This is a genomic window from Sedimenticola selenatireducens (assembly GCF_007625115.1).
GTDB lineage: Bacteria > Pseudomonadota > Gammaproteobacteria > Chromatiales > Chromatiaceae > Sedimenticola > Sedimenticola selenatireducens_A.
Window position 1 is genome coordinate 403,660 of the sequence record NZ_VMNH01000005.1, and the last position, 22,536, is coordinate 426,195.

Sequence of the window (22,536 nt, forward strand, 5' to 3'; positions counted from 1 at the left end):
GATGTGAGAAAATATGGATAAGGTTGTGGAAAGCACGGTAAGTCAGGAGCAGACGACTGATTACCAGCGCGTTGCCCGGGCGATTGCCTATATCCAGCAGCACCGATTTGAGCAGCCCAATCTGGACCAGTTGGCTGCACATGTGGGATTGAGCCCGTACCATTTTCAGCGTCTGTTTGTTCGTTGGGCCGGTGTTACACCCAAGCGGTTTATCTCCTTTTTGACGGTTGAACATGCCAAGTCTCTGCTGCGACAAGGTGATTCCCTGATGAATGCTTCGTTGACAGTTGGCCTTTCGGGGACCAGTCGTCTGCACGATCAGTTCATCACCCTGGAGGGAATGACGCCCGGTGAATACAAGCGTCTAGGTGCTGATCTGACGATTCGGTATGGCTTCCATGCCTGCCAATTTGGCGAAGTGCTGATCCTGAAGACGCAACGGGGAATCTGTGGTGTGCGCTTTGTTGAACCCGGTTTGGCCGCAAAAGAGCAGGCACTGATGATGGTTAGGGCCGAGTGGCCGCTGAGTGAATTTGAGTATGATCCAGAGGCTACACAGGAGGTAATGACACAGTTGTTTCCAGGTGCGGAGGCGCATGCGCCGTTACAGTTGCTGCTGCGGGGTACTCAGTTTCAGATCAAGGTGTGGCAGGCCCTGTTATCGATTCCAGAGGGTAGTGTCAGCAGTTATCAGGCGATTGCACGGAGCATTGGTCAGGAGAAGGCGTCGCGACCCGTCGGGAGCGCGATTGGCGCCAATCCTGTTGCCCTATTGATTCCCTGTCATCGGGTGCTGCGTGGTACGGGCGAGCTGGGTGGGTATCGTTGGGGAGTGGCGCGTAAAATGGCGCTGCTGGGCTGGGAGGCCTCCCGCGGAGCTAGGATGCAAGACGTAAGCTGAGCAACCAGAGCGCGGCAATCCCTCCAATGAAAAACAGGCTGATGGCGCCAGCCGCTTTCAGTCGATAACGGCGTACCAGCTCGAATTCCTGGAGGGTCGAAAGCAGAAATGGAAATCTGGCCGACTCCGGTGACCCCAGGCGGTGCTGGATCAGATTGCGCTGCTGTTCGGCATGGGCCATGCGCGCCTGAGTTTCAGCCGCCTTGCGTGCCAGTCCCCACTCTCGTGCATCAATCTGGCCATCACCATTCAGATCGAATCGGCTCAACAGCTCGATCCGATCCTGCTTCCATTGGCGTAACAGCTCCCGCATGAGCTCGGTTTTGTGTTGCCAATGGTCCAGTTCATCCAGACTCTTGAACTGGCCAATGGTGTAAAGCCGGTCGCCGTGGTAGATCCGTTCTTCGGTATAGCGATAACGCCCACTCCCCAGTTCGCTATTCAGCAGACCAAGCAGTTTGAACAGGGGTGTCCGCGCTATCCGCTGTTTGTCCGGTTGGCGGTTGACCGGGTAGCGCTCATTGCCATACCAGACGCTGCGATCACTGGGCGTGACCTCTGCCCCCTCTGGATCAAGTAGGCAGTGATCGGTTTCGTCTTCCAGCACAAAGATCTCGTCACTGGTGTCACTCTCAATCGTATGCCAGTTTTTATCCCCGCGTTTTTCGATCTTGAAACGGTACCAGCAGCAGGCCGTTCCGGTAAGAGGGGCGCTGATCGGCTCACCTGCCATGATCCGGGCATTTCCCACCAGTTCAACATAGCCCTGCTGGGCGGAGCGTATCTTGGCTGTTGGGGCATTTTCTATCAGGCGCGCCCGGGTCAACCAGCGAAAGGTGAAATAGAAACTGGCCAGGGCAACACCACAACAGAATAGGGTGAGCGCCCAGAACTCCACCTGGGAGAGATGAAGCAACTGCTCGCTGATACTCATCCGTTAAACAGAGACTTCAGATCTACATCCTTCTTCTCTTCCTCGGTGAACTCCAGTAGTTCGGCCGATTTGAAATTGAACATCCGTGCCAGGATCACATCAGGAAACTGCTCAATACGGACATTGTTGTTGTTAACGCTCTCGTTGTAGTACTCGCGCCGGTCGGCGATGCTGTTCTCCAAGCCGGAGATGCGCGTCTGCAGGTGCTGGAAGGTTTCGTTGGCTTTCAGATCGGGATAGGCCTCGGCTACGGCGAAGAGATTACCCAGGCCCAGCCGTAACTGGCTCTCGGCACCACCCAGGGCGCCGATATCCCCCTGCTCACGTGCACTGGATACAGCGGCCCGGGCCTGCATCACACGCTCGAGTGTCTCCTGCTCATACTGCATATACTGTTTACAGGTCTCCACCAGCTTGGGGAGTTCGTCATGGCGCTGTTTCAGCAGTACATCAATATTGGCCCATGCCTTGGTGACGCCATGTTTAAGCGTGACGAGGCCGTTGTAGATAATTACCGCATAGACGGCGACAGCAACAATGATGCCCAGTGTGACAAGTGAGCTGATTTCCATGACGTCTCTCCAGTGGTGTCGGTTTGGTTAGCCGAAAACTATACCATTCAAATGGTTTTTAAAAGTGGCTTGCGGATAGCGGTTGAACCAGGCGTGATTCACTGAGCAGATTCGGGTTGTTTAATCCCGAGTGAGCCGCTTGTCGATCGGTTTGCCCAGTAGTCGTCCCAGCAGGATTTTTGAGCGTTCGGCTATAGAGGTGTGGCTCAGGCGCCGCTCTCTGAGCAGCAGGCTCTCCATCAGGAAGGACTCCTGGTAGAGGATATTCTCTTCCGGTGGGCTGTAGGGGGTGTCGATGGTGATGCGGGCGATACGACCCAGATTAATGCCGCGCCCATCATCCAGCAGGATCAGGTGTGGGGCAATCCCCTGGGCCGGATCGGGTCGGGGGAAGTCGATAACATCGACCAGCTCATAGGCCGTATCCGAGAAGCGAATGCCCATGTTGATAGCCTCTGGTTTTAACTCCACCAGATAGATCTGCTTACCGATGGATTGCTTCAGGCGCTCTATCTGGCGACTGTATCCGGCGGATGGCCAGATCCTGTCACCGTCTAGTTCCCTAAACTCCAGGCTCTGTGGATTGCTTTGCGCCATTCAACCCCCTTAGATCATCATTCCAGGTCAAACACTTGAACCGACTTCAGCATAGCGTGTTTGGGTGCTTTGTTTCCAGTTACACAACCTGAGTGATTACTGTTGGTTTTGTTCTTGTGGACGAACAAGTAGACTACCTCCGCAAGCCCTTTAGCTCGTTTAAACAGGAGATCATCATGTCTAATATCCGTTCCTTTGACGGCACCATGCCCAAGCTGGGTGACTCGGTCTGGGTCGATCCAACCGCTGTCGTTATCGGTGATGTAGAGATCGGTGATCACGCTTCCATCTGGCCAATGACAGCGATCCGGGGCGATGTGAATCGTATCCGTATCGGTCAACGTACCAATATTCAGGATGGCAGTGTGTTGCATGTGACCCACGCCAATCCAGCTTCTCCCAATGGGCACCCACTGATTATCGGGAGTGATGTGACCGCAGGGCACAAAGTGCTGCTGCATGGCTGTACCATCGGTGACCGCTGTCTGATCGGTATGGGTTCCATAGTGATGGATGGGGCTGAGCTGGCATCGGATATCATCCTGGCAGCAGGTAGTCTGGTGACCGAAGGAAAGAGGCTGGAGGGTGGTTATCTCTGGTGTGGCTCACCGGCCAAGCGGTTGCGCAAGCTGACGGATGATGAGCTGGCTTTTCTGGCTTATGTGCCGGGGCATTATGTGAAGTTGGCGGAGAAATATCGGACGGGTGGGTGATGATAGGTAGTTTCTGTATTTTCTAGGGGATTTTGTGTCGCTACACGATCTTGATAAATGGGGTCCCGGCCCCCTTTCGCTGCTACTTCTTCCAAGTTTTTATTTCACACGGCCTCCAGCCTTTGCGAGGTACTTTTGTGACCAAAAGTACCCAAAAGTCTCTCCCCATCGTCCTGCCCTTCGGGTTCTCTGTGCTTCTCGGGGTGAGCGGCGCGCTAATAAACTCGCCGCTAAAGCGGCTCAGACAAATTAGCGCTTGTTTCCGCTCCCCCCTGCGATGCTCGACAGGCCGGAAGGGGAAAAAGTCGAGGGTGACATCACTGTTAATTTCTTGATTTGAAAAAAGAATAGCAAGTGGTTACCCACCGCTTTGCGACTTCCACGCCACCGAGTATCGCAGCCGGGTACGGAATAAGGCGCGTATCTGTTTGAGCCGCCTTGATGGCGGCGAGTTATACGCGCCCCGTACCTGGCGAGAAACGCAGGGAACCCCGAAGGTGTGGTGTGGTGGAGCGAGGGTTTTGGTTACTTTTACCCGTAAAAGCAACCCGGCGAAGGGGGCCGGGACCCCCATAGAAATAAAAATCGCGTAGCGATACAGATTAAAATTACAGTCTTGATTTCGGGATAGAATAGTGGTGAGTGAATGAGGCTTAACTCAGTGTTTTCAGTCTCCATAAAAAAGTGAATACTTACATTGCCCTTAGCTGAGCCATCACCTCAGCCGTCTCCGGCCGCACACCACGCCACAAGAAAAACGACTCGGCCGCCTGTTCAACCAGCATCCCCAGCCCATCCAGTGCCCGGGTGGCGCGGTGTTGCTGGCCCCAACGTACAAAGGCGGTGGGTTCGCTGCCGTACATCATGTCGTAGGTCCAGCCACCGGGGGCCAGCAGGTTATCTGGAAGCGGAGGCACCTCGCCTGTTAATCCGGCTGCTGTGCCGTTGATGATGAGATCAAACTGGCGACCATCCAGCTCATCCAGTCCAATCCCCTCAACAGGGCCTAACGACCCTAACGCATCGGCAAGCTGCCGCGCCTTCCCTGCGGTGCGATTGGCAATGACCAGTTTTTCGGGGCCACACTCCAGTAATGGCCTGACCACACCCTTCGAGGCCCCGCCAGCACCTAACAGGAGGATGCGACAGCCACTCAGCAGATAGCCGTGATTGACGGAAAGATCCCTTACCAGCCCGGCTCCATCGGTGTTATCGCCCCGGATGCGGCCATCTTCGAGTTGAATCAGCGTATTTACCGCACCGGCACTCTCGGCTCTTAGGCTCCTTTCGTCTGACAGTGCCCAGGCCTGTTCCTTGAAGGGGACGGTCACGTTAAGCCCACATCCTCCGGTGGCGAAGAAGTTTCGGACATCCGCTTCAAAACCGCCTAGCTTACCGAGCAGTCGTTCATAGGTGAGTGATTCTCCGGTCTGCTGGGCAAATGCGGTGTGAATCAGTGGTGATTTACTGTGTTCAATGGGATTGCCAATGACGGCATAGCGATCGGTCATGGTCTGTTTTTTTGTTGGAAAGATGTCGTATTCAAAAGGGTTAGAGTCAGTATTGATTCCGTGGCCCGCGAAAGGGATGCTACTCGTTCAGCCATTCAGCGGCCTGTCGGGCAAAGTAAGTGAGAATGCCATCGGCCCCGGCCCGTTTGAAGCAGAGCAAGGACTCCATCACCACGGCCCGCTCATCCAGCCAGCCATTGATCGAGGCGGCCTTAAGCATCGCATACTCGCCACTGACCTGATAGGCATAGGTGGGTACACCAAAGTTCTCTTTCACCCGGCGCACAATATCCAGGTAGGGCATGCCGGGTTTGACCATCACCATGTCAGCCCCTTCGTTCAGATCCAGCTCAACCTCGCGCAGGGCTTCATCGCTGTTGGCGGGGTCCATCTGGTAGGTGTATTTGTTGCCACCCCCCAGATTGGCCGCAGAACCGACGGCATCCCGGAACGGGCCGTAGAAGCTGGAGGCATATTTTGCTGAATAAGCGAGTATCCGTGTGTGTATCTGCCCCGCTGATTCCAGGGCCTCCCGAACTGCACCAATGCGCCCATCCATCATATCGGAGGGGGCTACGATATCGGCGCCAGCCTCGGCATGGGATACGGCCTGTTTCACCAATACTTCAACAGTCTCGTCGTTCATCACATAGCCGGTGTCATCCAGCAGACCGTCTTGACCGTGGGTGGTGAAGGGATCCAGTGCCACATCGGTTATCACGCCCAGTTCAGGCACGGCATCCTTCAGGGCGCGCACGGCCCGCTGGGCCAGCCCATCGGGATTAAACGCCTCAGCGGCATCCAGCGATTTGGCACTTTGCGGCGTCACGGGAAACAGCGCCATGGCCGGAATACCGAGTGCAGCGGCGGCCTTTGCCTCCTTAACCAGCAAATCGATACTCATTCGCTCGACGCCGGGCATGGAGCTGACAGGCTCGCGTTCACCACTCCCTTCCAGCACAAAGACCGGATAGATGAAATCGGCTGGAGTCAGATTGTTCTCGCGCATCAGGCGGCGGGAAAAATCATCCCTGCGCATTCTACGGGGACGTGCAGCGGGGTAGCGGGCGGATAGTGCGGTTTTGCTCTGCATGGGTGATGCTCCGGCGTGCAGTGTTGCGTGTCTCGACACTCGTATTGGAATTAGGCCCATACGATACCGCACCACCCTGCGCGGCACCAAACAGATGTGGTATCTTTTTCCCGGTTTTTTGAAGGGCAATGACATTATCCCTCGCAGTAATTCAGTGGAGAGCAGTATGCAGAAGTCACCCTATGTTTTTGATGTGGACGTGGATGGATTTGAAGAGCGGGTGCTCCAAGCTTCGGAGGGACAGCCGATCCTGGTTGATTTCTGGGCGGAATGGTGTTCTCCCTGTCTTGCCCTGACGCCGGCTCTGGAAAGGACTGTCGGGGCCTATGGAGGTCAGATTCTTCTGGCCAAGGTAGAGGTGGATGACAATATGAAATTGGCCGGTCACTATCGGCTACGCGGTTTTCCCACTGTGATTCTGTTTCATAAACATGAGGAGTTAGGGCGTTTCAGTGGTGCGCGGGCCAGTCACTGGATTGAGGAATGGATTGACCAGCACTGGCGTTAAGCTGGGTAGAGTTCCACCTCTACATCTTTCTGAATATTCCTACAAGCAGGTAGGGGATTGGTGCGGGTGCGCACCTGTGCCGAGGATTAAACTTATGCACATCACGTCTTTATATTTACGAATTCAAGAAGCCTATTCTGTTTTTTAACTACCTCAGAAAAAGTGCTTCAGTTATTCAGTGTGGCAACCGATACAGGGCTCATGGTTCAGTAATTTAGCTTTCAATACCTTGTCGAGGGACTAACAGGGTTACCGGAGATAGTCAGATGGGACAGAGTGGTTTACTTTCAATAAAAAGAGATCAGATTTTAATCGTGATACTGCTGATGATCTCTTCGTTCTCAGTTATGGCGGAGCAGCTTGCAGGCCCGCAGCAGGTGATCCAGCGTATCTCTGACGAGTTACAAACCGTCTTGATGCAGAATCAAGAGCAGATGAAGAGTGACCCCTCCTTTGTTTATCAATTGGCTAATGATGTCTTGATACCCCATGTGGATTTTGGTCATGTCTCCAGCCTGGTTCTGGGAAAGTACTGGCGCAGGGCCACTGATGAGCAAAAGCAGGAATTTTCTCATCAGTTTCAACGGCTGTTAGTACGGACCTATTCTACCGCTTTCAAGGAGTTCCAAGGCTGGGAGATCAGTTATACGCCTTTGCGGATGAATGAGGGTGATCAGGATGTGGCTGTCCATACCAAGGTTAATCGTGATGGGGCACCCCCGGTTGATGTGGTCTACCAAATGCACATAAAGGACGGTGGCTGGAAGGCCTATGATGTCAAGATTGAGGGCATCAGCTTGGTTACGAACTATCGCAGCAGTTTCGCAAAAGAGGTGCGACGGAGTGGTATGCGGGGGTTGATAGAGCGGATAACCGAACTTAATGACCGCCGTGGAAGGCAAGTGACGAGTAGCAGTCAGACTTGATAGGAAGAATCGGCGTCAAAAAAAATAAAAAAGTCAAAAAAATGTCTACAGTTTTAATTACGCCTGCCGTTAAGGTAATTGAAGGTTAGGTCTGCTTCACAGATGAATCAGACATGGCAAAGGGTATATTGTAAACAGAGGCGACGGTTCTATTGGATGTTGTCCAATCTATCGGTCCTTCGTTGTAACTCCTCCGGCGCTTATACGGCGCTTTCCGGGCTCATCCCCTCCCCAGATGAGTCCGTTTTTTTTATCCCACTTAAACATTCATGAATTAACCGATTACCCGCGAATCACGCGGCCTGATAGGGCGTCCCTGATTGTGGACGGTCTTAGACTATCTCCTAACGGCCCACTGATGATGTAGTTCACGCCATCTCCCAGCCGCTGATGGACTTGCAATGCCGATGTGGCGGGATGCTGCCCTGAACGATTCGCACTGGTCGAGACGAGAGGCGAGTCACAGGCTCGGCAAAGTGCTGAAGCCAGAGGGTGAGCGGTAACGCGAACGGCAAGGGTCTGGTGTATGCCAGTCAGCCAGAAAGGTAGGTTATCAGCAGCAGGTAGCAGCCATGTGTTAGGCCCAGGCCAACTGTCCCAGACAGGCTTCATGTGATCATCATCTAAGGGTTTGATAAACGGTATTAACTGTTCGTAATCAGCCGCAATTAAAATCACCCCTTTTTCGATCGGCCGCTGTTTGAGTTGGAGCAGGTGCTCCATACTCTGCTGGTTCAGTGGGTCACAGCCTAAGCCGTAAACAGCCTCTGTAGGGTAGGCGATGAGGCCGCCATCATTAAAACAGCGGGCAGCCTCTCGCAATTTCCAGGGGCTCAGTGATAATGCCATTTGATCCGGGATTACAGGGATGCCTGCAATTTTGCATCTTTCTCTATTACGCTGGCGGCATTCGCTTCGCGGTCGGTCTTGATGCGTGTTGCCAGTTCAGGATCAGAGAGCGCCAGGATCTGCGCCGCCAAATAACCGGCATTCTTAGCACCAGCTTTACCCACAGCAACGGTTGCCACGGGGATACCGCCGGGCATCTGTACGGTAGACAGCAGCGCATCCATACCCTGCAGTGGCCCGGCATCCAGTGGAATACCAATCACAGGTTTCAGGGTTAATCCAGCCACGGTACCGGCCAGATGGGCCGCCAGTCCCGCCGCACAGATGAAGGCGGCACAGCCGCGTGAATCGGCGTCTTTGACGTAACTATGTGTGACATCGGGGGTGCGATGTGCCGAAGTGATTTTTGCTTCAAAAGGGATGTCGAGGGATTTGAGAACATCCATCGTAGACTGCAGGACCGGCAGGTCAGAGTCAGATCCCATCAGAACAGCTACAAAAGGTTTACTCATGGTTCACTACCCATTATCGAAAAAAAATGAGCAATGAACGATACCTGAAATAGTTTGCCTCGGCTACGTTTTCAGTATCGCCTCGCCCATAAAAAGAAATATATTCCTTATGTTTTATCAATGCATTATCCACTTGGCCTCTGTTTGTATAGAGGTCTAGTACGGGGGGCGCGTTTGGCGGCTTCCTAATGAGAACGGCATCAGAGGGCGCGGTGAAATGCAAATGCTCATACAAATAGTTTCTGCTGTCCCCAAAGTGATGGGCATCCTTGTGCTCTGCTTTTCCATGGGGGTAGATGCTGGGACTTCAAATGAGATAGAGATGGGGATATCTGAGTACGCGGATACGAGTCGTTCTCACCTTAAATCCGCAACGGATTTGCCGGCTAAAAATCGAGTTAGTAGTTCCACTGCAGATCACTCCGAATTTAAAGAGTTACAGGGCCCTTTTACCAGTGGTCCCGAAGTAACCGAGGCCTGCCTGAGTTGTCACAACAAGGCGGGTCAACAGTTTATGAAAGGTATCCATTGGACTTGGGAGTACAAGCACCCGGTCACGGGTCAGACCCTGGGTAAGAAGAATGTGGTGAATAACTTTTGCACCAATGCCCGGGGTAATGAAGGGATGTGTGCACAGTGCCACGCCGGTTATGGCTGGAAAGATGAAGGTTTCGATTTTAATGACCAGACCAAAATAGATTGTCTGGTCTGCCATGATTCAACGGGCAGCTATTACCGTACTCCAAACTCGAAAGGTAATGCGGCCTGTTCCATTATGTTCGAGGGAAAGCAGCCGATTGATTGGAACAAGGTCGCGCAAAGTGTGGCGCTACCCACGCGTTCAAACTGTGGTACCTGCCACTTCTACGGGGGTGGAGGGGACGGAGTAAAACACGGAGATCTCGATTCATCGCTGAAGCATCCTGACAAGGCTCTGGATGTGCATATGGATGCCGGAGGTCTCAACTTCAGTTGTACCGAATGTCACCAGGGTGAAGGCCACAAGTGGTCAGGCAGCCGCTATAACATGGATGCCAAAGATGAAGAGGGCGTCGGTAAGCCGGGGCAGCGGCGTCTGGTTGCTACCTGTGAAAGTTGCCATGGCCATTCGCCACATCCAGGGAACAATCTCAAAGCGGTGAAACTGAATGGCCATACGGACCGAGTTGCGTGTCAAACCTGCCATATTCCGGCTTTTGCGCGGGGTGGTGTGGCGACAAAAACGGATTGGGATTGGCGCACAGCAGGCAAACTTAAAAATGGTGAAGGTTTTAATCTGAAGGGGTACACCCAGGGCAACGGAGAGCATCGCGCGATTTATAAATCAATCAAAGGTGATTTCAAATACGGTGAAAATTTAACGCCAAGCTACGCCTGGTTTGATGGTGTGATGAACTACACCACAATTGAAACAACGTTTGATCCAAAAGCGGGGCCGGTAGAAATTAATGGCTTTAACGGTGCTTATGATGATGAAAAATCACGTATTTGGCCGTTCAAAAAAATGCACGCTACCCAGCCTTACGATAAAGGGAATAATACCCTGGTCTATATGCACCTCTGGGGCGAGGATGAGAGTGCCTTCTGGGGTAACTATGATTTTGGTAAAGCGATCAAAGTGGGCATGGAAAAGAATAACAAGCCGTATTCTGGAGAGCATGGCTTTGTGGATACGGTCTCATACTGGCCGATTACGCATATGGTCGCGCCTAAATCAGAGGCCCTTAATTGTTCCGGATGTCATGCAAAAGAGGGCAGGTTAAGTGAATTGAGTGGATTTTATATGCCAGGTAGAGATGGCTTTGGATGGCTGGACATACTGGGCTATCTTGCTGTGATTGGGGCCCTTTTGGTTGTACTGGTACATGGCGTCATTCGGTTTGTTATGTGTAAAAAGAGAGTCACTGAGCATTGCAAGGCTGAGGAGTAATCGACATGGTCAAACGAGAGAAGCACGCGGTTACTATCTATACTCGTTATGAACGATTTTGGCACTGGTCACAGGCAGCGCTGATCTTTATGCTCGCTTTTACGGGCTTTGGTCTGCATGGCACGCATGCTCTTTTACCCTTTGAAAAGGCGGTGATGTTGCATACCTTCTCGGCGATTGCATTGATACTGTTATGGATCTTTACTACCTTTTGGAATTTTACTACGGGTAACTGGCGACAATTTTTGCCGCATACCAAAGGACTTTTTGCCGTCATTCGTTATTATGCGTGGGGCATTCTTTTCGGAGAAGAACATCCACATAAAAAAACCTTAAGGAGAAAACAGAATGCACTCCAGGGTCTAGCCTACCTGACATTCATGGTCATAATCGGTCCTGCATTGTGGATTACCGGCATCATCTATCTTCTTTACGATGTGTGGAATGAAATCCCCGGTGCGGCAGATGGGTTGTTTATTGTGGCCGCTCTACATACGGCTGCCGCTTTCCTAATGGTGACATTCGTTATTGTTCATATCTACATGACTACAACAGGAAAAACACCCCTGCATTACATCAAGACAATGCTTACAGGGGTTGAGAATGTGGAGCTTACAGAAGTGGAACGAGCCTATTTGGCCGAGGAACATCCAGATAGGTTGAAGGACGCATAGCACCCATGTGACCCTATGATGTACTCGTACGCTGCGTACTTATTTTGGCAAGACTAGAAACATGCAATCCTACTGTGAAGCATTTATTGGTAAGATGGCGTTCAACTAAATAATCAATGCAATAAGAGAGTTATCACCTTGCCTGATGAAAAACTGAAAAAACTTTGTGATAACGCAACCGCAGCACATGCGCGCATTCAGCAGGAATTTATAACGATCAATCCCATCGTAGGGGTCAGCCAACATATGCGGCAGAATGGTGTACCAGCTGATGCGATGACCATAGAGTGTTTCGGTAGTGACAAGCGCATTATTCTAGTACTGCATGATCAGGCGCCTGACCTTATTAGCTATCAGCTCACATATAAAGATAAAGACCCCGAGAAGGCATTTATGCGTATTCCATTTAGTGAGATGACGGCAGATAAATTATATGAATTGATTAAAGAGTATTTCGCCTAACTTAAAATCAGGGCGTTCTTCAATATATTTGCACCACAAGAATAGGGTTTCAGTAAGCGCAGTTAAACAGGCTTCCCACACTGAATACAAAACTTGTTTCCTTGAATAATGTCACCCCCGCAATAGATGCAATATTTGGATGATTGCTGATCCGGTTTAACGGGATTTGGTGAAAGCGTCTGTTTGAGCTCTTCAATCAAGCGATCAACACCGTTATGAAAATAGGGTTCGGCCGGTATGGGAATGGCATTTCGAAAGGCCAGCAGTTTTATACTGTTTGGAAGCTGTGCTTCATCAGGGTTAGTGGCATTTTTTACCAGCACAGGAATGATAGGAATCTGTTGCTTAAGCGCAGTTTCTATTTCAACTTTGACGGGATCGTTGTCGCGTTCCAGGCGGCGTTGCCCCGCACTGTTTTGTGCTTCTAGCCATTCGGGGCCAATGACCACCAGGAAGACACTGCACCCTTCAATACTTTTGCTGATGTGATCACGATAATCGACACCCGCGGGTATAGAGTCGACATCACGGAAGATCGTCGCCTTACCAAACTCATTGTTTAGGCGGTCGCAGATACGGCCGGTGATTTCGCGACTGTCATCACGTCGATAAGATATAAAGATGGAACCTTTGGGCTTTGCTTTAACGGGCGCTGGTTTATAGCTTGTTTGTTCCGATAGTTGTGTCTGTTTACCGATAAACTTAACGTAAAGATATTGACTTGGCTTGACGATTGAATTAATCGATTTTTCGAAGCCTTTGAGTGTGAAAATCTCTTTTATTGTTTCGGGTGAACGATCGCCGCATTCAATAGAAATATCGTCATTAGGATTCAGAGTGAGCTGTAGCGGCTCACTTTTATAAAAATCAAGTTTGACGCCGACGGCATGCTTACCAGGCGGAAGTTGAAATTGTTTGCTTTGGCCCGCCTTAATTGTACCAACGGCCTTGTTATCTACCGTGATGGTGAATTGGCGCAGTTGATTAGAACTGGTCTTGTTCCTTTTGAAGGTAATGAAGGCAGAGGATTGACTCATAGGAAGATCCTTTCCCGTTTTGTTACATATCACTGCTGATTATGAAGTAGACCAGCATGATGCCCAGGCTGACATAGAGCCACAACTTACCGACATCTTTCTTCTCTTCTGACTCGCCTTGGGCAAGATAGATAATGCCCATGATCAGGCCAATGAAGGGGATAAAGATCGAGGCCGCGAGGATGCCATATTTCATTCCATCAGGAACTGTAGGCTGTCCTTGGTCAATCTCAACCACATCATTGACAGGGTTTTTAATGGGGTCATTTGTTGAAGCGCTTAGCTGATGCCGGCAGTTACCGCAGAATTTAGCGCCTTCAGGATTTTCAGTTCCACACTCTGGACAAAACACGTCGACTCCCTCCTTATCAGTCCCACATTTATTATCCTTATGTTAGCAGCCTAATTGGCATCAGGCGGATGGTTTGATCTCTCTGTTGGGCTGCTATCTTATTACACTATAAATACTAGACTACTTACCTGATTACAACAGGCTGGTGTAATCGTGGGCTATAATAAACGGTCAGAGTGACATGGAGGAAGCGTGTCACCTCGAGATTGATAGAGGTGTTGCGAAAAGGGAATAATAATGGATAAACGCAAGGAACGTACAGAAGCGCTTGTTAATGAGGTACGTGCTGTATTGAGCGGTCATATGATCGACCCTGAAGCAGCTGATCTGCTGGCGCGTCAACTGATTGAGCTGGATATTCATTACTGGGCGCGACGCCTACTACTAAAGCTGCTTTCCCATAAAGACATTCAGCGACACCAGCGTATCCGCCTGGTTCAGGGGTTGGCGCTGGCCACCTACAAAGATGCATCGCTGCTTCAAGTAGAGGCCTTCGATACCGCTCAAGCGCTGCTTGCGGCCGAGTTTGATCTGCAGACTACAGAGGATCAGGAAACGCTGGGTCTTGTGGGCGCACTCTATAAACGACGCTGGCGTCTTGATTGCCGGCAGTGTTGGTTGGAACAATCCTTATACTATTATCGGCGTGGATTTGAATGTGGTGTGTTGCACGATGCTGGCTACACGGCCATCAATGCAGCTTATCTTCAGGACCTACTGGCTCACATCGAGAGCCAGTCGCACCATTCGGGGGTATCGTTGGAAAATGCGCAAACCCGACGAAGAGAGGCGCGAAAGATTCGTGAGCAGATTATATCGGAGTTGAGTCACAACCTGCCTGACACCAAAACCGTTGAGAAGTCACATTACTGGTTGATAGTGACAGTAGCGGAGGCGTACCTGGGTATTGGTGCTGACCAACAGGCGAGTCTGTTACTTCAACAGGTAGCAGGCCTAAAAGATATCCCTGACTGGTGGCGTAAAAGCACCGTGGAGCAGCTCACGCATTTGATTCAAGTACAAGCAGTTGATCAGGATGTCGAAACGCTTAATGAGTCCACCGCTTGGTCAGCGGTTAAATGGCTGATGGGCGATGCACCGGTCAAGGCAGCCGAGACACTTTTTTCTGGCAAGGTCGGACTGGCGTTATCGGGCGGAGGTTTTCGCGCCTCTTTTTATCACTTGGGCGTACTGGCGAAATTAGCAGAGTTGGATATGCTGCGTCACATTGAGGTGATCTCCTGTGTATCGGGTGGCTCGATTGTCGGGGCTCACTATTACCTTGAATTGCGTCGCATGATCCAATTTTCGGCCCATGAAGCGTACCCGATGAAGCGTGGGTTAAGTGATAAAGAGATTACCCATGCGGACTATTTAGCGCTGGTAGACAAGCTCATCATAGACTTCATTGATGGCGTTCAGAAGAACCTCCGTATGCAGGTGCTGGCGAATCCACTTGCTAACCTTAAGATGCTCTTTCTCCCCACGTATTCACGCACAGAATATTTGGGCGAGCTCTATGAAAAGCACCTTTATAGCCGAGTTAAAGACAATTCACAGAGTGATGCTGATAACGCTGCACCCCGTTTCATCAAAGATATGATCATCCAGCCTCCGGATGAAGCCGCCGGCTTTCGTCCGGACAATGCAAATTGGCGACGTTGTAACAAAATTCCTCAGTTGATACTTAATGCCACGACATTGAATACAGGCCATGTCTGGCAGTTCACCGCTACCTGGATGGGTGAGTCACCGAACATGATCAACCGAGAGATTGATAAAAATCCTCGGCTGCGTCGGCTCTACTATCAGGAAGCCCCAGAAGAGCGTTATGAAAACTTTCGGTTGGGTCATGCCGTAGCGGCCTCATCCTGTGTGCCGGGCCTGTTTGAGCCGATTGAATTACCTAATCTCTATCCGAGTAACAACATCCGGCTTGTGGATGGGGGTGTGTTTGATAATCAGGGTTACGCCTCACTGCTGGAACAAGATTGTAAGGTGATGTTGATCAGTGATGCCAGCGGTCAACTCACATCGGATGAAGACCCTGCGGGAGGCGTGCTGGGGCCGATATTACGCAGTAACTCAGTCATGATGGAACGTATTCGGGGAAGTGGGTATGAAGATCTCCATGCACGTCATCGTAGTGGACTCCTTAAGGGGCTCACCTATGTGCACTTAACACAAGGGCTGGATTCAAAGGAGATTGATTGGAATAAAAACGCTATGGACATAGCAGTGGGTTCAATTGCGGAGCCCATTACAAGCTATGGTATTCGCCGGGATGTTCAACAACAGCTGGCAAAAATTCGAACCGACCTGGACTCGTTCAATGACATGGAAGCGCTTGCCTTAATGAATAGCGGCTACCATGCCATGTCAGAAGCGGCGCGTCGCATTAAAGGGTTTCAGCTTGTGGAAAGTGTTGAGCATGAGTGGGCATTCAGCCAACTTGATGGTGTAATGAAATCTAAAACACAAGCCGGCGCAAAAATAACGGCAAAGCAGCTAGACCAACAACTGAAAGTTTCTCCTATGAAATTTTTCAAAGTGTGGCGATTGAGCAAAGGATTGTTTGGATTAGCGATTGGAATAGCCGTTACTATAGTGACTAGCGTCAGTTACTGGACGATAAAAACTCTGATTGCCGATCCGCAAATGAGTCTAATGTCGACGGATCTGATTCAATCAGCGATCACCAGGTTGACTGAAATGTTGACCCTTCAGAATCTAGTTGGTGGCCTGCTATTCCTTTTGCTTGGTTATGGCGTGTTTGCGCTGTTTGGCAGGCGTGTGGGAAAACGTATTATGCAATTTCTCAAACCGCGATCCGTTGTAAATCGCGTTACTATTGGGCTGGGGATTGGATTAGTGGGATGGATTTTTCCCCGTTTGCACCTTATGCTGTTTGATCGAATCTATTTACACATCGGTCGCATGCGTCACTAGGCGCATCAGGAAATAATTTTAGCTTCACAGTGGTGTTTGCACTGAAATCAAGGCTGATACTCCAGTATGTCGCATCATTTTTTTCAACGACCTAGCCGATAGTAAGCCCTATATCCCCAGGCCTTCATACAGAGTTGCCGGGCACTCATTCGCTAAATCATCATACTATGGAAAAACTGAACCAGTATGGGAGGCACTTGTTTGATTAATACTGATCTCACACAAAAAAACTTATTTGGTAAATGCTTTTCCGTTCGTCTCTTCTCGTTAAAGAAGGGGGAGGCGCTGTTTCGACAAGGTGAAGCAGTAACGCGATTTTATGTAGTTGATGAGGGGCGAATTCATCTTAAACGGAATTCAATGGACGGATGTCCTGCCTTGTTGCAGGTGGCACTTGCTGGGGAGATGGTTGCTGAAGCTTCCCTCTTTTCAGGCACATACCACTGTACAGCTATTGCGAATTGTTTGAGCAGTGGTTATTCAGTCAGAAAGCAAGCGCTGATGGAGTATCTCACTTCTTCACCTCAGGCCGCTGTGCAAGTGATGGAAATCCTAGCCCAGCAGATTCGTGATCTGCGCGCACTGCATGAGATTCGGAATATTCGTTCTGCTAAGGAGCGGGCCATGAATTATCTCAGATTGCTGAGTGATGATCAGGCTCAAGTGCAGTTACACATCAGTTTGAAGGATATGGCTTATCGGTTAGGGCTTTCGCATGAGGCGTTCTATCGGGCTTTAAAGCAGCTAGAGGATGATAATATGATCTTTAGAGGTCACCAACTCATTCAGTTACTATGATTTGAATCATATGTGATAGCCGCATTCATTATTACCCTATACATTACCTATCCAAGCCTGAAGCATAGGAGTGGTTTTGAATAAATTGCTGACATACCTTATCCCGGTTACTGTTTTATTTATGGCCCCCACTGTGCAGAGTGAGCCTGATCAGCGCATTCAGCTTGATCTTCCTGAGCCGATGCAGACTCATCTGCTTGCTAGTATGCGCCAGCATCTGGTCGTTATAGACCAGCTTTTAGGAATGTTGGCTCGAGAGGATTTTGACAAAGCAGCAGACCTGGCTGAAAGAGAGCTTGGTATGAGTTCGCTGGATAAACATGGGGCCAGCCACATTGCCAAATACTATCCGAAGCAGTCAGCACAATTTGGCACCAACATGCATAAAGCCGCCAGCCGTTTCGCGCGAGTTGCCCAGGAAGGGGATGCACTTGCCGCATACAAAGCCTTGGGTGAAATCACCCAGAATTGTGTGGGCTGTCATGCCACGGCGAAAGTGCGGTAATGTAGGGCCACGTTGCTGTGGCGGCCTTGGTATTTCGTAGTAAACGCACTGTCTTAATTTAATGTCATTGTAAGTATTAGGTGGGCGTTGGCGGGACAATTAATATGCACTTTTTAATGGGGCAATAATGAAATTAACCGGTTATCTTATTCAGGTAGTGCTAGGGGTGTTCTGTAGTTTGTCTGTGGTTTTATCTGAAGAACTCGAACTGCAAGAAATTACAACAAATATCTATGCTATTGTTGGGAGTTTGGATAATAGAACGCCTGATAACTTGGGTAACAATGCCACTTTTGGTTTTGTCGTTACGACAGAAGGTGTTGTATTAATTGATGCGGGTGGCACTTATAAAGGCGCGCAGAAAATTCATGAAGTAGTCCAACGCGTCACCGATAAGCCCATCGTCAAAATCATCAATACGGGGGGACAGGATCATCGTTGGCTGGGTAACAGTTATTTTAAGCGCCTTGGCGCTGAAATTATTGCAAGCGAGAAAGCCGTTAAAGATCAAAAGGCTCGATTAAATGACCAATTATATGGGCTTGGAATTCTTGTCGGTAGTACCGGTCTAGACGGAACAAGTGATGTTTATGCAGACCGGACTTTTGCTAAAAGCCTTAGCTTTGTAATAGGCGACTTTGCCTTTGAGATACATCATGCAGGACAAGCGCACACACCAGGTGACAGCTTTGTCTGGTTACCGAAGCAGCGTGTAATGTTCACAGGTGATATCGTGTATACGGAACGTATGTTAGGCATTCTTGATCATTCAAACAGTAAGCGCTGGATGGAAACCTTTGAGGTAATGGCTTCGTATGATTCACAGTATATGGTCCCTGGCCATGGGCATCCTACAACGTCTGAAAAAGCAAAATCAGACACCTATGAATATTTAAAGTTTGTCAGGCAGTCTGTAGCCGAATTCATTGAGAGCGGTGGGGATATCAGCGAGATATCAAAGATCGATCAGTCTAAGTTTAACTACCTCCTCAATTATGACCTGTTATCAGGAAGAAATGCTCAGAGAGTCTATTCAGAGCTTGAATGGGAATAATGGCACGCGCAGTACTCGAGTTTTATTTACATGCGCATGCGAAATTAGCGAAACCAGTGCGACAGTCGTTCATGATAGAGATGGGCTTCGTATTGCGGTCCATTATAGAAACCAGCGACTTGCCGAAAATCTGCTGAAGCCGGATCGGCTTTTTTTGTTTGTGCCTGCCTGGGTAGCAGGAAATTTCCAACAAAGGCACTTGTGTAGCGACCGGTGCGGTAAATAGCTCGGCCGCGTTATTTGCGCCAACAGCTGTAAAGTTGGTCCCCATGATCTGTCCAAATCGAGACTCATGGATTGCTAGGCCATTCCGATAGTGATTCGATCGGCTTGTGCCGCATCACTATAACTGTTCAAGGGGCTCACTGCCGTTTAGAAAAGTACTCTGTGCGCCTTGGGCTGCTTTTTCTCCGATCTAAATGACGCCATCTAGATCAAGTGGGAGTGCAGTCATATAAGATGGCATTTTAGTCCACTCCTTGAAGTATGACTGTCTGCTCTGAAGAGAGATGCTTTATTATTTATTCTGCTTTTTCAGAATCATTAACCAGTTTCGTGCGATAATTTTCTATACAGTCACTGCAGATATAAGCAGAAGGTCCCTGAACCATCTTTTTGACCTGATTGGACCCCTTGCCACAGAACGAACAGAATGGCGGCTCGGGCTTTGTTTTGGTGGGTCCTATTTTCTTATTCATCCGGTTCATACATCATTAGAAAGGTCGCTTGGCTAATAGTATAGCCATCTGTTCTGTCAGGATTATTAAATACAAGATAATCACCCGCCTGATAGTGGGATACGCCCTCTTTCGTATTGATGCTACCCGCTGTTGTCGCTTGTTCTGCCCAGACGGGGGTCGTTTTTATAAAGCGACCGGGTGCGACTTGTCGATAGGTCTGGCTGAAGGTATTTGCATCAATCGAGTAGACTTCGCCATTATTCTCTACCAGCCAGTCTCCGGGTTTGCAGTGTTGTTCTGAACCCCATTTTTGATAGTGTATCCCTGGCGTATCCAGTGTTAGCTGGATGGCGGTAATCGCCTGGTCCGGATGTTTACGATAGCGTTGCATTATGCTCATGAACTGAATGTAGCACGAATTTGTCAGGATAAATAAATGGAGTTTTTTATTGATGGGCGGTGTAGAAGGAATATACGTCGTGCGGGAAAGTGTTTTAACTGGATGTTGCCCTAGGGGTGCAGTACTTGGGTACTACCCGCGCATTTTTACGTTTCATGATGAGCCGACAGGGTCGGCTCATCATGTGCTATCAGAAGCTCTTTGAGACGGAGAAGATACCCCGGCCATCGGCCAAGTGGTTATTACTGACGTCGGTGTCTGTGTAAGCCAGTTCAAAATCCAGTCCGGCATAAGATTTATTGATTCCAATCTTCCAGTCGGTTACCTCTGTGCCGGTGTCAGGGTCGCTATAGCCAATGTGTAATCCGAGACCAAACCCTTCTGGGAGTTCAACGTCAGCACCCGCTTCCCAGTAGGTGTTGTCGTTTTCTGAATCATGAGAGACCTTGGCGCTCAGGAAACCATAACCGATCCCCAGATAGACTTCATCGAAATCACTGCTACTCTGACCAGGATAGTCATAATGAATGAAGCCGACGTCGTAGCTAAAGCCATTTGATAATTCATTGCTGTAGCCTGCATAGAGATCAATTTCAACATTGGCGTTGTCATTGAAATCAACGTTTGAGCCCCACGCACCCAGATAGATACCGCTTTCATGGGCGTAGTCCAGGCCACCCTGTATAGCCATGCCGTTATCGGTCTGCGATGTACCTCGCCAGACGTAATCGGATGTGAATGCGACGTTGGCACTGATGGGGCCTTCAGCAAAAACCAAGTGGGGAAGTGCTGCCACGGCCAGTGCTCCGGCAAGTGAAGAATAACGAACTTTCATATGTAGGCTCCTTAACGAGTTTGTATGACATAACAATAGTTACAATTGCTATAGACATTGCAGGGGTCATGCCAAGAAAAATTAGTGATTACTAATCAAACAGTTGACATTAGGTACCCTAGAAATGAGGCGTGGTTGGTTGCCCTAAGTTGATGCGATTAACACTAGATCGCCCATTAATTGTGCATTGTATAAACGTTTCTACTGAGTTGCTGATACACTGAAATCGTTAGGTATTTGTTTTGTACCCTAAAGGATTGTGCATAGATGAAATATATAGAGATTGTGGCAGCAGCAACCAGTGCGGACACTATTTCAGCGATTGCTGAAAAAGGTAAAGCAGAAGATTGTCGGCTAGGCGTGGTCGGTGAGGATGGTATGCAGCAGATGCGGCTTCTTGTCACCGAAGAGAAATTACAGTGGGTACTGGATGCCTTGCAGCACGTATTGGGTGCACAACCTACGGCAAGGATAGTGATCTTGTCAGTTGAAGCGTCATTGCCAAGAAAAGAGGAGAAAGAGGGTGAAAAGAAGGCAGCCGCTACAGCCGCACGAGAGGCGCTTTATCACGGGGTGGAAAAAAATGCCCGGCTCAATACGAATTATATCGTGCTGGTCATGTTGTCCACGATTGTTGCGGCTATCGGTCTGATTGAAAATAATGTAGCCGTTGTGATTGGTGCCATGGTGATTGCTCCGCTGTTGGGGCCAAATCTTGCGTTAAGTCTGGGCATTGCTCTGGGTGATATCCCGCTGGTTAAAGAGTCGATCAACACCTTGCTTGCGGGTACAGCTCTGGCCATATTGATCTCTATCGGGGTGGGTTACTTCTGGCTGACTGAACCTTTTAGTGAAGAGCTACTCGCCAGAACCGTAGCGGGATTGGATTCTGCTGCATTGGCCCTTGCTTCGGGTGCGGCTGCCGCACTCTCTTTGACCACGGGTCTGTCCAGTGTGTTGGTTGGTGTGATGGTGGCTGTGGCACTGCTGCCGCCCGCTGCCACAGCAGGAATGATGCTGGGCCATGGTGATATGCAACTGGCGATTGGTGCGGCACTGTTGCTTGCCGTGAATATTGTCTGTGTCAATCTGGCAAGTAAATTGGTATTTGTTGTGAAGGGCATCTATCCCCGTACTTGGGTTGAGAAAGAGAAGGCCAAGCGTGCAACAGTGGTCTATGTTGTGGGCTGGGTTGTGTTGTTGGTGATTCTGCTGTTGGTCATTTTTGCGCGTGAATCGCTGATCCCGTAATCAAACATGAACGCTTGCTGTTATGGGTTTGCATGTACTTGAGTGGAGAAAACAATGAAACCAAGAATCAGTATGATTACGCTCGGCGTCGATGATATCGAACGCGCTGTGACATTTTATGAAAAAGGTTTGGGATTCCCCAGAATGGACTCACCCCCCACCGTTGCCTTTTTCACACTGAACGGTAGTTGGCTTGGCCTGTATGGCAGGGAAGCCCTTGCAGAAGATGCAATGGTTTCTGCAGAGGGGAGTGGTTTTAACGGTTTTGCGCTGGCGCATAATGTGGGCTCGGAAGCTGAAGTGGATGCACTGTTGTCACAAGCAGTTGATGCAGGTGCAACCCTGGTGAAGCCTGGGCAGGAAGTTTTCTGGGGCGGCTATTCCGGTTATTTTAAAGATCCGGATGGGCATCTCTGGGAAATTGCACATAATCCCTTCTGCTGGATTGGGCCAGAAGATGAGTAAACTATTTTATCTGTAATATAGCGAGGCG

26 protein-coding genes are annotated in these 22,536 nt (G+C 49.8%); 13 read left to right on the plus strand and 13 right to left on the minus strand.

What is annotated here, in order from left to right; translation table 11 throughout:
- Nucleotides 1-25: 25 nt before the first annotated feature.
- On the plus strand, nucleotides 26-901 hold the full coding sequence (locus FHP88_RS05675; protein WP_260843170.1) for a methylated-DNA--[protein]-cysteine S-methyltransferase: 876 nt from the start codon (nucleotides 26-28) through the stop codon (nucleotides 899-901).
- On the opposite strand, the gene FHP88_RS05680 is transcribed toward FHP88_RS05675, so the two are convergent.
- The 3 genes from FHP88_RS05680 to FHP88_RS05690 form a co-directional block, all read right to left on the minus strand.
- Entirely contained in the window at nucleotides 879-1,835 is a 957-nt protein-coding gene (locus tag FHP88_RS05680) for a hypothetical protein (protein WP_144358044.1), read from the minus strand. The two genes, FHP88_RS05675 and FHP88_RS05680, sit on opposite strands and share 23 nt — an antisense overlap.
- Nucleotides 1,832-2,407, minus strand: a complete 576-nt coding sequence (locus FHP88_RS05685) for a LemA family protein (RefSeq protein WP_144358045.1) — start codon at nucleotides 2,405-2,407, stop codon at nucleotides 1,832-1,834. Before FHP88_RS05685 ends, FHP88_RS05680 begins: the two co-directional genes overlap by 4 nt.
- A 120-nt stretch (nucleotides 2,408-2,527) precedes the next feature.
- Nucleotides 2,528-3,004, minus strand: coding sequence for a hypothetical protein (locus FHP88_RS05690; protein WP_144358046.1), 477 nt, complete (start codon nucleotides 3,002-3,004; stop codon nucleotides 2,528-2,530).
- A gap of 176 nt (nucleotides 3,005-3,180) precedes the next feature.
- Between FHP88_RS05690 and FHP88_RS05695 the strand changes: the two genes are divergently transcribed.
- Nucleotides 3,181-3,717, plus strand: coding sequence for a gamma carbonic anhydrase family protein (locus FHP88_RS05695; RefSeq protein WP_144358047.1), 537 nt, complete (start codon nucleotides 3,181-3,183; stop codon nucleotides 3,715-3,717).
- 692 nt (nucleotides 3,718-4,409) lie between these two features.
- Here FHP88_RS05695 and aroE read toward each other — a convergent pair.
- Both aroE and hemB read right to left on the minus strand, forming a co-directional pair.
- The gene (aroE, locus tag FHP88_RS05700) at nucleotides 4,410-5,228 is read right to left on the minus strand and encodes a shikimate dehydrogenase (RefSeq protein WP_144358048.1); all 819 of its coding nucleotides are present in this window, start codon (nucleotides 5,226-5,228) and stop codon (nucleotides 4,410-4,412) included.
- A gap of 79 nt (nucleotides 5,229-5,307) precedes the next feature.
- The gene (gene hemB, locus FHP88_RS05705) at nucleotides 5,308-6,321 is read right to left on the minus strand and encodes a porphobilinogen synthase (protein ID WP_144358049.1); all 1,014 of its coding nucleotides are present in this window, start codon (nucleotides 6,319-6,321) and stop codon (nucleotides 5,308-5,310) included.
- Here hemB and FHP88_RS05710 point away from each other — a divergent pair.
- Nucleotides 6,320-6,829 carry a thioredoxin family protein gene (locus FHP88_RS05710; protein WP_313957282.1) on the plus strand — a complete coding sequence of 170 codons (510 nt, stop codon included), beginning with the start codon at nucleotides 6,320-6,322 and terminating at the stop codon, nucleotides 6,827-6,829. The two genes, hemB and FHP88_RS05710, sit on opposite strands and share 2 nt — an antisense overlap.
- Before the next feature lie 266 nt (nucleotides 6,830-7,095).
- A complete protein-coding gene (locus tag FHP88_RS05715) occupies nucleotides 7,096-7,755 on the plus strand; it encodes an MlaC/ttg2D family ABC transporter substrate-binding protein (RefSeq protein WP_144358050.1) in 660 nt (219 codons plus the stop codon).
- Between the two features lie 282 nt (nucleotides 7,756-8,037).
- Here the strand turns inward: FHP88_RS05715 and FHP88_RS05720 are convergent, their stop codons facing one another.
- Both FHP88_RS05720 and purE read right to left on the minus strand, forming a co-directional pair.
- Nucleotides 8,038-8,604: an L-threonylcarbamoyladenylate synthase gene (locus FHP88_RS05720; RefSeq protein WP_144358051.1), complete on the minus strand. Its 567-nt coding sequence runs from the start codon at nucleotides 8,602-8,604 to the stop codon at nucleotides 8,038-8,040.
- A gap of 11 nt (nucleotides 8,605-8,615) precedes the next feature.
- Nucleotides 8,616-9,116 carry a 5-(carboxyamino)imidazole ribonucleotide mutase gene (gene purE / locus FHP88_RS05725; protein WP_144358052.1) on the minus strand — a complete coding sequence of 167 codons (501 nt, stop codon included), beginning with the start codon at nucleotides 9,114-9,116 and terminating at the stop codon, nucleotides 8,616-8,618.
- A 223-nt stretch (nucleotides 9,117-9,339) separates the two neighbouring features.
- Between purE and FHP88_RS05730 the strand changes: the two genes are divergently transcribed.
- The 3 genes from FHP88_RS05730 to FHP88_RS05740 all read left to right on the plus strand — a co-directional run bounded on the left by FHP88_RS05730 (nucleotide 9,340) and on the right by FHP88_RS05740 (nucleotide 12,182).
- Nucleotides 9,340-11,046 carry a tetrathionate reductase family octaheme c-type cytochrome gene (locus tag FHP88_RS05730; protein WP_260843173.1) on the plus strand — a complete coding sequence of 569 codons (1,707 nt, stop codon included), beginning with the start codon at nucleotides 9,340-9,342 and terminating at the stop codon, nucleotides 11,044-11,046.
- 5 nt (nucleotides 11,047-11,051) lie between these two features.
- Nucleotides 11,052-11,720, plus strand: a complete 669-nt coding sequence (locus tag FHP88_RS05735) for a cytochrome b/b6 domain-containing protein (RefSeq protein ID WP_144358053.1) — start codon at nucleotides 11,052-11,054, stop codon at nucleotides 11,718-11,720.
- 138 nt (nucleotides 11,721-11,858) lie between these two features.
- Nucleotides 11,859-12,182 carry a hypothetical protein gene (locus tag FHP88_RS05740; RefSeq protein ID WP_144358054.1) on the plus strand — a complete coding sequence of 108 codons (324 nt, stop codon included), beginning with the start codon at nucleotides 11,859-11,861 and terminating at the stop codon, nucleotides 12,180-12,182.
- 62 nt (nucleotides 12,183-12,244) lie between these two features.
- On the opposite strand, the gene FHP88_RS05745 is transcribed toward FHP88_RS05740, so the two are convergent.
- Nucleotides 12,245-13,219: a TIR domain-containing protein gene (locus tag FHP88_RS05745; RefSeq protein WP_144358055.1), complete on the minus strand. Its 975-nt coding sequence runs from the start codon at nucleotides 13,217-13,219 to the stop codon at nucleotides 12,245-12,247.
- Between the two features lie 22 nt (nucleotides 13,220-13,241).
- Complete coding sequence (locus FHP88_RS05750; RefSeq protein WP_144358056.1) at nucleotides 13,242-13,571, minus strand: zinc-ribbon domain-containing protein; 330 nt, start codon at nucleotides 13,569-13,571, stop codon at nucleotides 13,242-13,244.
- Between the two features lie 237 nt (nucleotides 13,572-13,808).
- Between FHP88_RS05750 and FHP88_RS05755 the strand changes: the two genes are divergently transcribed.
- The 4 genes from FHP88_RS05755 (at nucleotide 13,809) to FHP88_RS05770 (ending at nucleotide 18,877) form a co-directional block, all read left to right on the plus strand.
- Nucleotides 13,809-16,520 (plus strand): patatin-like phospholipase family protein, encoded by a 2,712-nt coding sequence (locus tag FHP88_RS05755; RefSeq protein WP_144358057.1) that lies wholly within the window; start codon nucleotides 13,809-13,811, stop codon nucleotides 16,518-16,520.
- 201 nt (nucleotides 16,521-16,721) lie between these two features.
- Complete coding sequence (locus FHP88_RS05760) at nucleotides 16,722-17,318, plus strand: Crp/Fnr family transcriptional regulator (RefSeq protein ID WP_260843175.1); 597 nt, start codon at nucleotides 16,722-16,724, stop codon at nucleotides 17,316-17,318.
- Between the two features lie 76 nt (nucleotides 17,319-17,394).
- The gene (locus tag FHP88_RS05765) at nucleotides 17,395-17,823 is read left to right on the plus strand and encodes a cytochrome c (RefSeq protein ID WP_144358059.1); all 429 of its coding nucleotides are present in this window, start codon (nucleotides 17,395-17,397) and stop codon (nucleotides 17,821-17,823) included.
- A 127-nt stretch (nucleotides 17,824-17,950) separates the two neighbouring features.
- On the plus strand, nucleotides 17,951-18,877 hold the full coding sequence (locus tag FHP88_RS05770) for an MBL fold metallo-hydrolase (RefSeq protein WP_144358060.1): 927 nt from the start codon (nucleotides 17,951-17,953) through the stop codon (nucleotides 18,875-18,877).
- Nucleotides 18,878-18,921: 44 nt separating this feature from the next.
- On the opposite strand, the gene FHP88_RS19520 is transcribed toward FHP88_RS05770, so the two are convergent.
- From FHP88_RS19520 to FHP88_RS05790, 4 genes are all read right to left on the minus strand, one after another.
- On the minus strand, nucleotides 18,922-19,101 hold the full coding sequence (locus FHP88_RS19520) for an N-acetylmuramidase domain-containing protein (RefSeq protein ID WP_144358242.1): 180 nt from the start codon (nucleotides 19,099-19,101) through the stop codon (nucleotides 18,922-18,924).
- Nucleotides 19,102-19,398: 297 nt separating this feature from the next.
- Nucleotides 19,399-19,584: a ClpX C4-type zinc finger protein gene (locus tag FHP88_RS19525; protein WP_313957283.1), complete on the minus strand. Its 186-nt coding sequence runs from the start codon at nucleotides 19,582-19,584 to the stop codon at nucleotides 19,399-19,401.
- A complete protein-coding gene (locus FHP88_RS05785) occupies nucleotides 19,568-19,957 on the minus strand; it encodes a hypothetical protein (RefSeq protein WP_144358062.1) in 390 nt (129 codons plus the stop codon). The genes FHP88_RS19525 and FHP88_RS05785 overlap by 17 nt, the downstream gene beginning before the upstream one ends.
- Before the next feature lie 190 nt (nucleotides 19,958-20,147).
- Nucleotides 20,148-20,792, minus strand: a complete 645-nt coding sequence (locus tag FHP88_RS05790; protein ID WP_144358063.1) for a TorF family putative porin — start codon at nucleotides 20,790-20,792, stop codon at nucleotides 20,148-20,150.
- Nucleotides 20,793-21,059: 267 nt separating this feature from the next.
- On the opposite strand from FHP88_RS05790, the gene FHP88_RS05795 reads away from it, so the two are divergent.
- The gene (locus FHP88_RS05795) at nucleotides 21,060-22,043 is read left to right on the plus strand and encodes a TIGR00341 family protein (protein ID WP_144358064.1); all 984 of its coding nucleotides are present in this window, start codon (nucleotides 21,060-21,062) and stop codon (nucleotides 22,041-22,043) included.
- 54 nt (nucleotides 22,044-22,097) lie between these two features.
- Nucleotides 22,098-22,508 (plus strand): VOC family protein, encoded by a 411-nt coding sequence (locus FHP88_RS05800; RefSeq protein ID WP_144358065.1) that lies wholly within the window; start codon nucleotides 22,098-22,100, stop codon nucleotides 22,506-22,508.
- The last annotated feature ends 28 nt before the right edge of the window (nucleotides 22,509-22,536 follow it).

Coding starts and splice junctions, on each gene's coding strand:
- FHP88_RS05715 (WP_144358050.1), top strand. CDS start 7,096: ATGGGACAGAGTGGTTTACTTTCAATAAAAAGAGATCAGATTTTAATC.
- FHP88_RS19525 (WP_313957283.1), bottom strand. CDS start 19,584: ATGAACCGGATGAATAAGAAAATAGGACCCACCAAAACAAAGCCCGAG.
- FHP88_RS05710 (WP_313957282.1), top strand. CDS start 6,320: ATGGGTGATGCTCCGGCGTGCAGTGTTGCGTGTCTCGACACTCGTATT.
- FHP88_RS05735 (WP_144358053.1), top strand. CDS start 11,052: ATGGTCAAACGAGAGAAGCACGCGGTTACTATCTATACTCGTTATGAA.
- FHP88_RS05785 (WP_144358062.1), bottom strand. CDS start 19,957: ATGAGCATAATGCAACGCTATCGTAAACATCCGGACCAGGCGATTACC.
- aroE (WP_144358048.1), bottom strand. CDS start 5,228: ATGACCGATCGCTATGCCGTCATTGGCAATCCCATTGAACACAGTAAA.
- FHP88_RS05800 (WP_144358065.1), top strand. CDS start 22,098: ATGAAACCAAGAATCAGTATGATTACGCTCGGCGTCGATGATATCGAA.
- FHP88_RS05730 (WP_260843173.1), top strand. CDS start 9,340: ATGCTCATACAAATAGTTTCTGCTGTCCCCAAAGTGATGGGCATCCTT.
- FHP88_RS05690 (WP_144358046.1), bottom strand. CDS start 3,004: ATGGCGCAAAGCAATCCACAGAGCCTGGAGTTTAGGGAACTAGACGGT.
- FHP88_RS05685 (WP_144358045.1), bottom strand. CDS start 2,407: ATGGAAATCAGCTCACTTGTCACACTGGGCATCATTGTTGCTGTCGCC.
- FHP88_RS05720 (WP_144358051.1), bottom strand. CDS start 8,604: ATGGCATTATCACTGAGCCCCTGGAAATTGCGAGAGGCTGCCCGCTGT.
- FHP88_RS05795 (WP_144358064.1), top strand. CDS start 21,060: ATGAAATATATAGAGATTGTGGCAGCAGCAACCAGTGCGGACACTATT.
- FHP88_RS05790 (WP_144358063.1), bottom strand. CDS start 20,792: ATGAAAGTTCGTTATTCTTCACTTGCCGGAGCACTGGCCGTGGCAGCA.
- hemB (WP_144358049.1), bottom strand. CDS start 6,321: ATGCAGAGCAAAACCGCACTATCCGCCCGCTACCCCGCTGCACGTCCC.
- FHP88_RS05755 (WP_144358057.1), top strand. CDS start 13,809: ATGGATAAACGCAAGGAACGTACAGAAGCGCTTGTTAATGAGGTACGT.
- FHP88_RS05770 (WP_144358060.1), top strand. CDS start 17,951: ATGAAATTAACCGGTTATCTTATTCAGGTAGTGCTAGGGGTGTTCTGT.
- FHP88_RS05745 (WP_144358055.1), bottom strand. CDS start 13,219: ATGAGTCAATCCTCTGCCTTCATTACCTTCAAAAGGAACAAGACCAGT.
- FHP88_RS05680 (WP_144358044.1), bottom strand. CDS start 1,835: ATGAGTATCAGCGAGCAGTTGCTTCATCTCTCCCAGGTGGAGTTCTGG.
- FHP88_RS05695 (WP_144358047.1), top strand. CDS start 3,181: ATGTCTAATATCCGTTCCTTTGACGGCACCATGCCCAAGCTGGGTGAC.
- purE (WP_144358052.1), bottom strand. CDS start 9,116: ATGAGTAAACCTTTTGTAGCTGTTCTGATGGGATCTGACTCTGACCTG.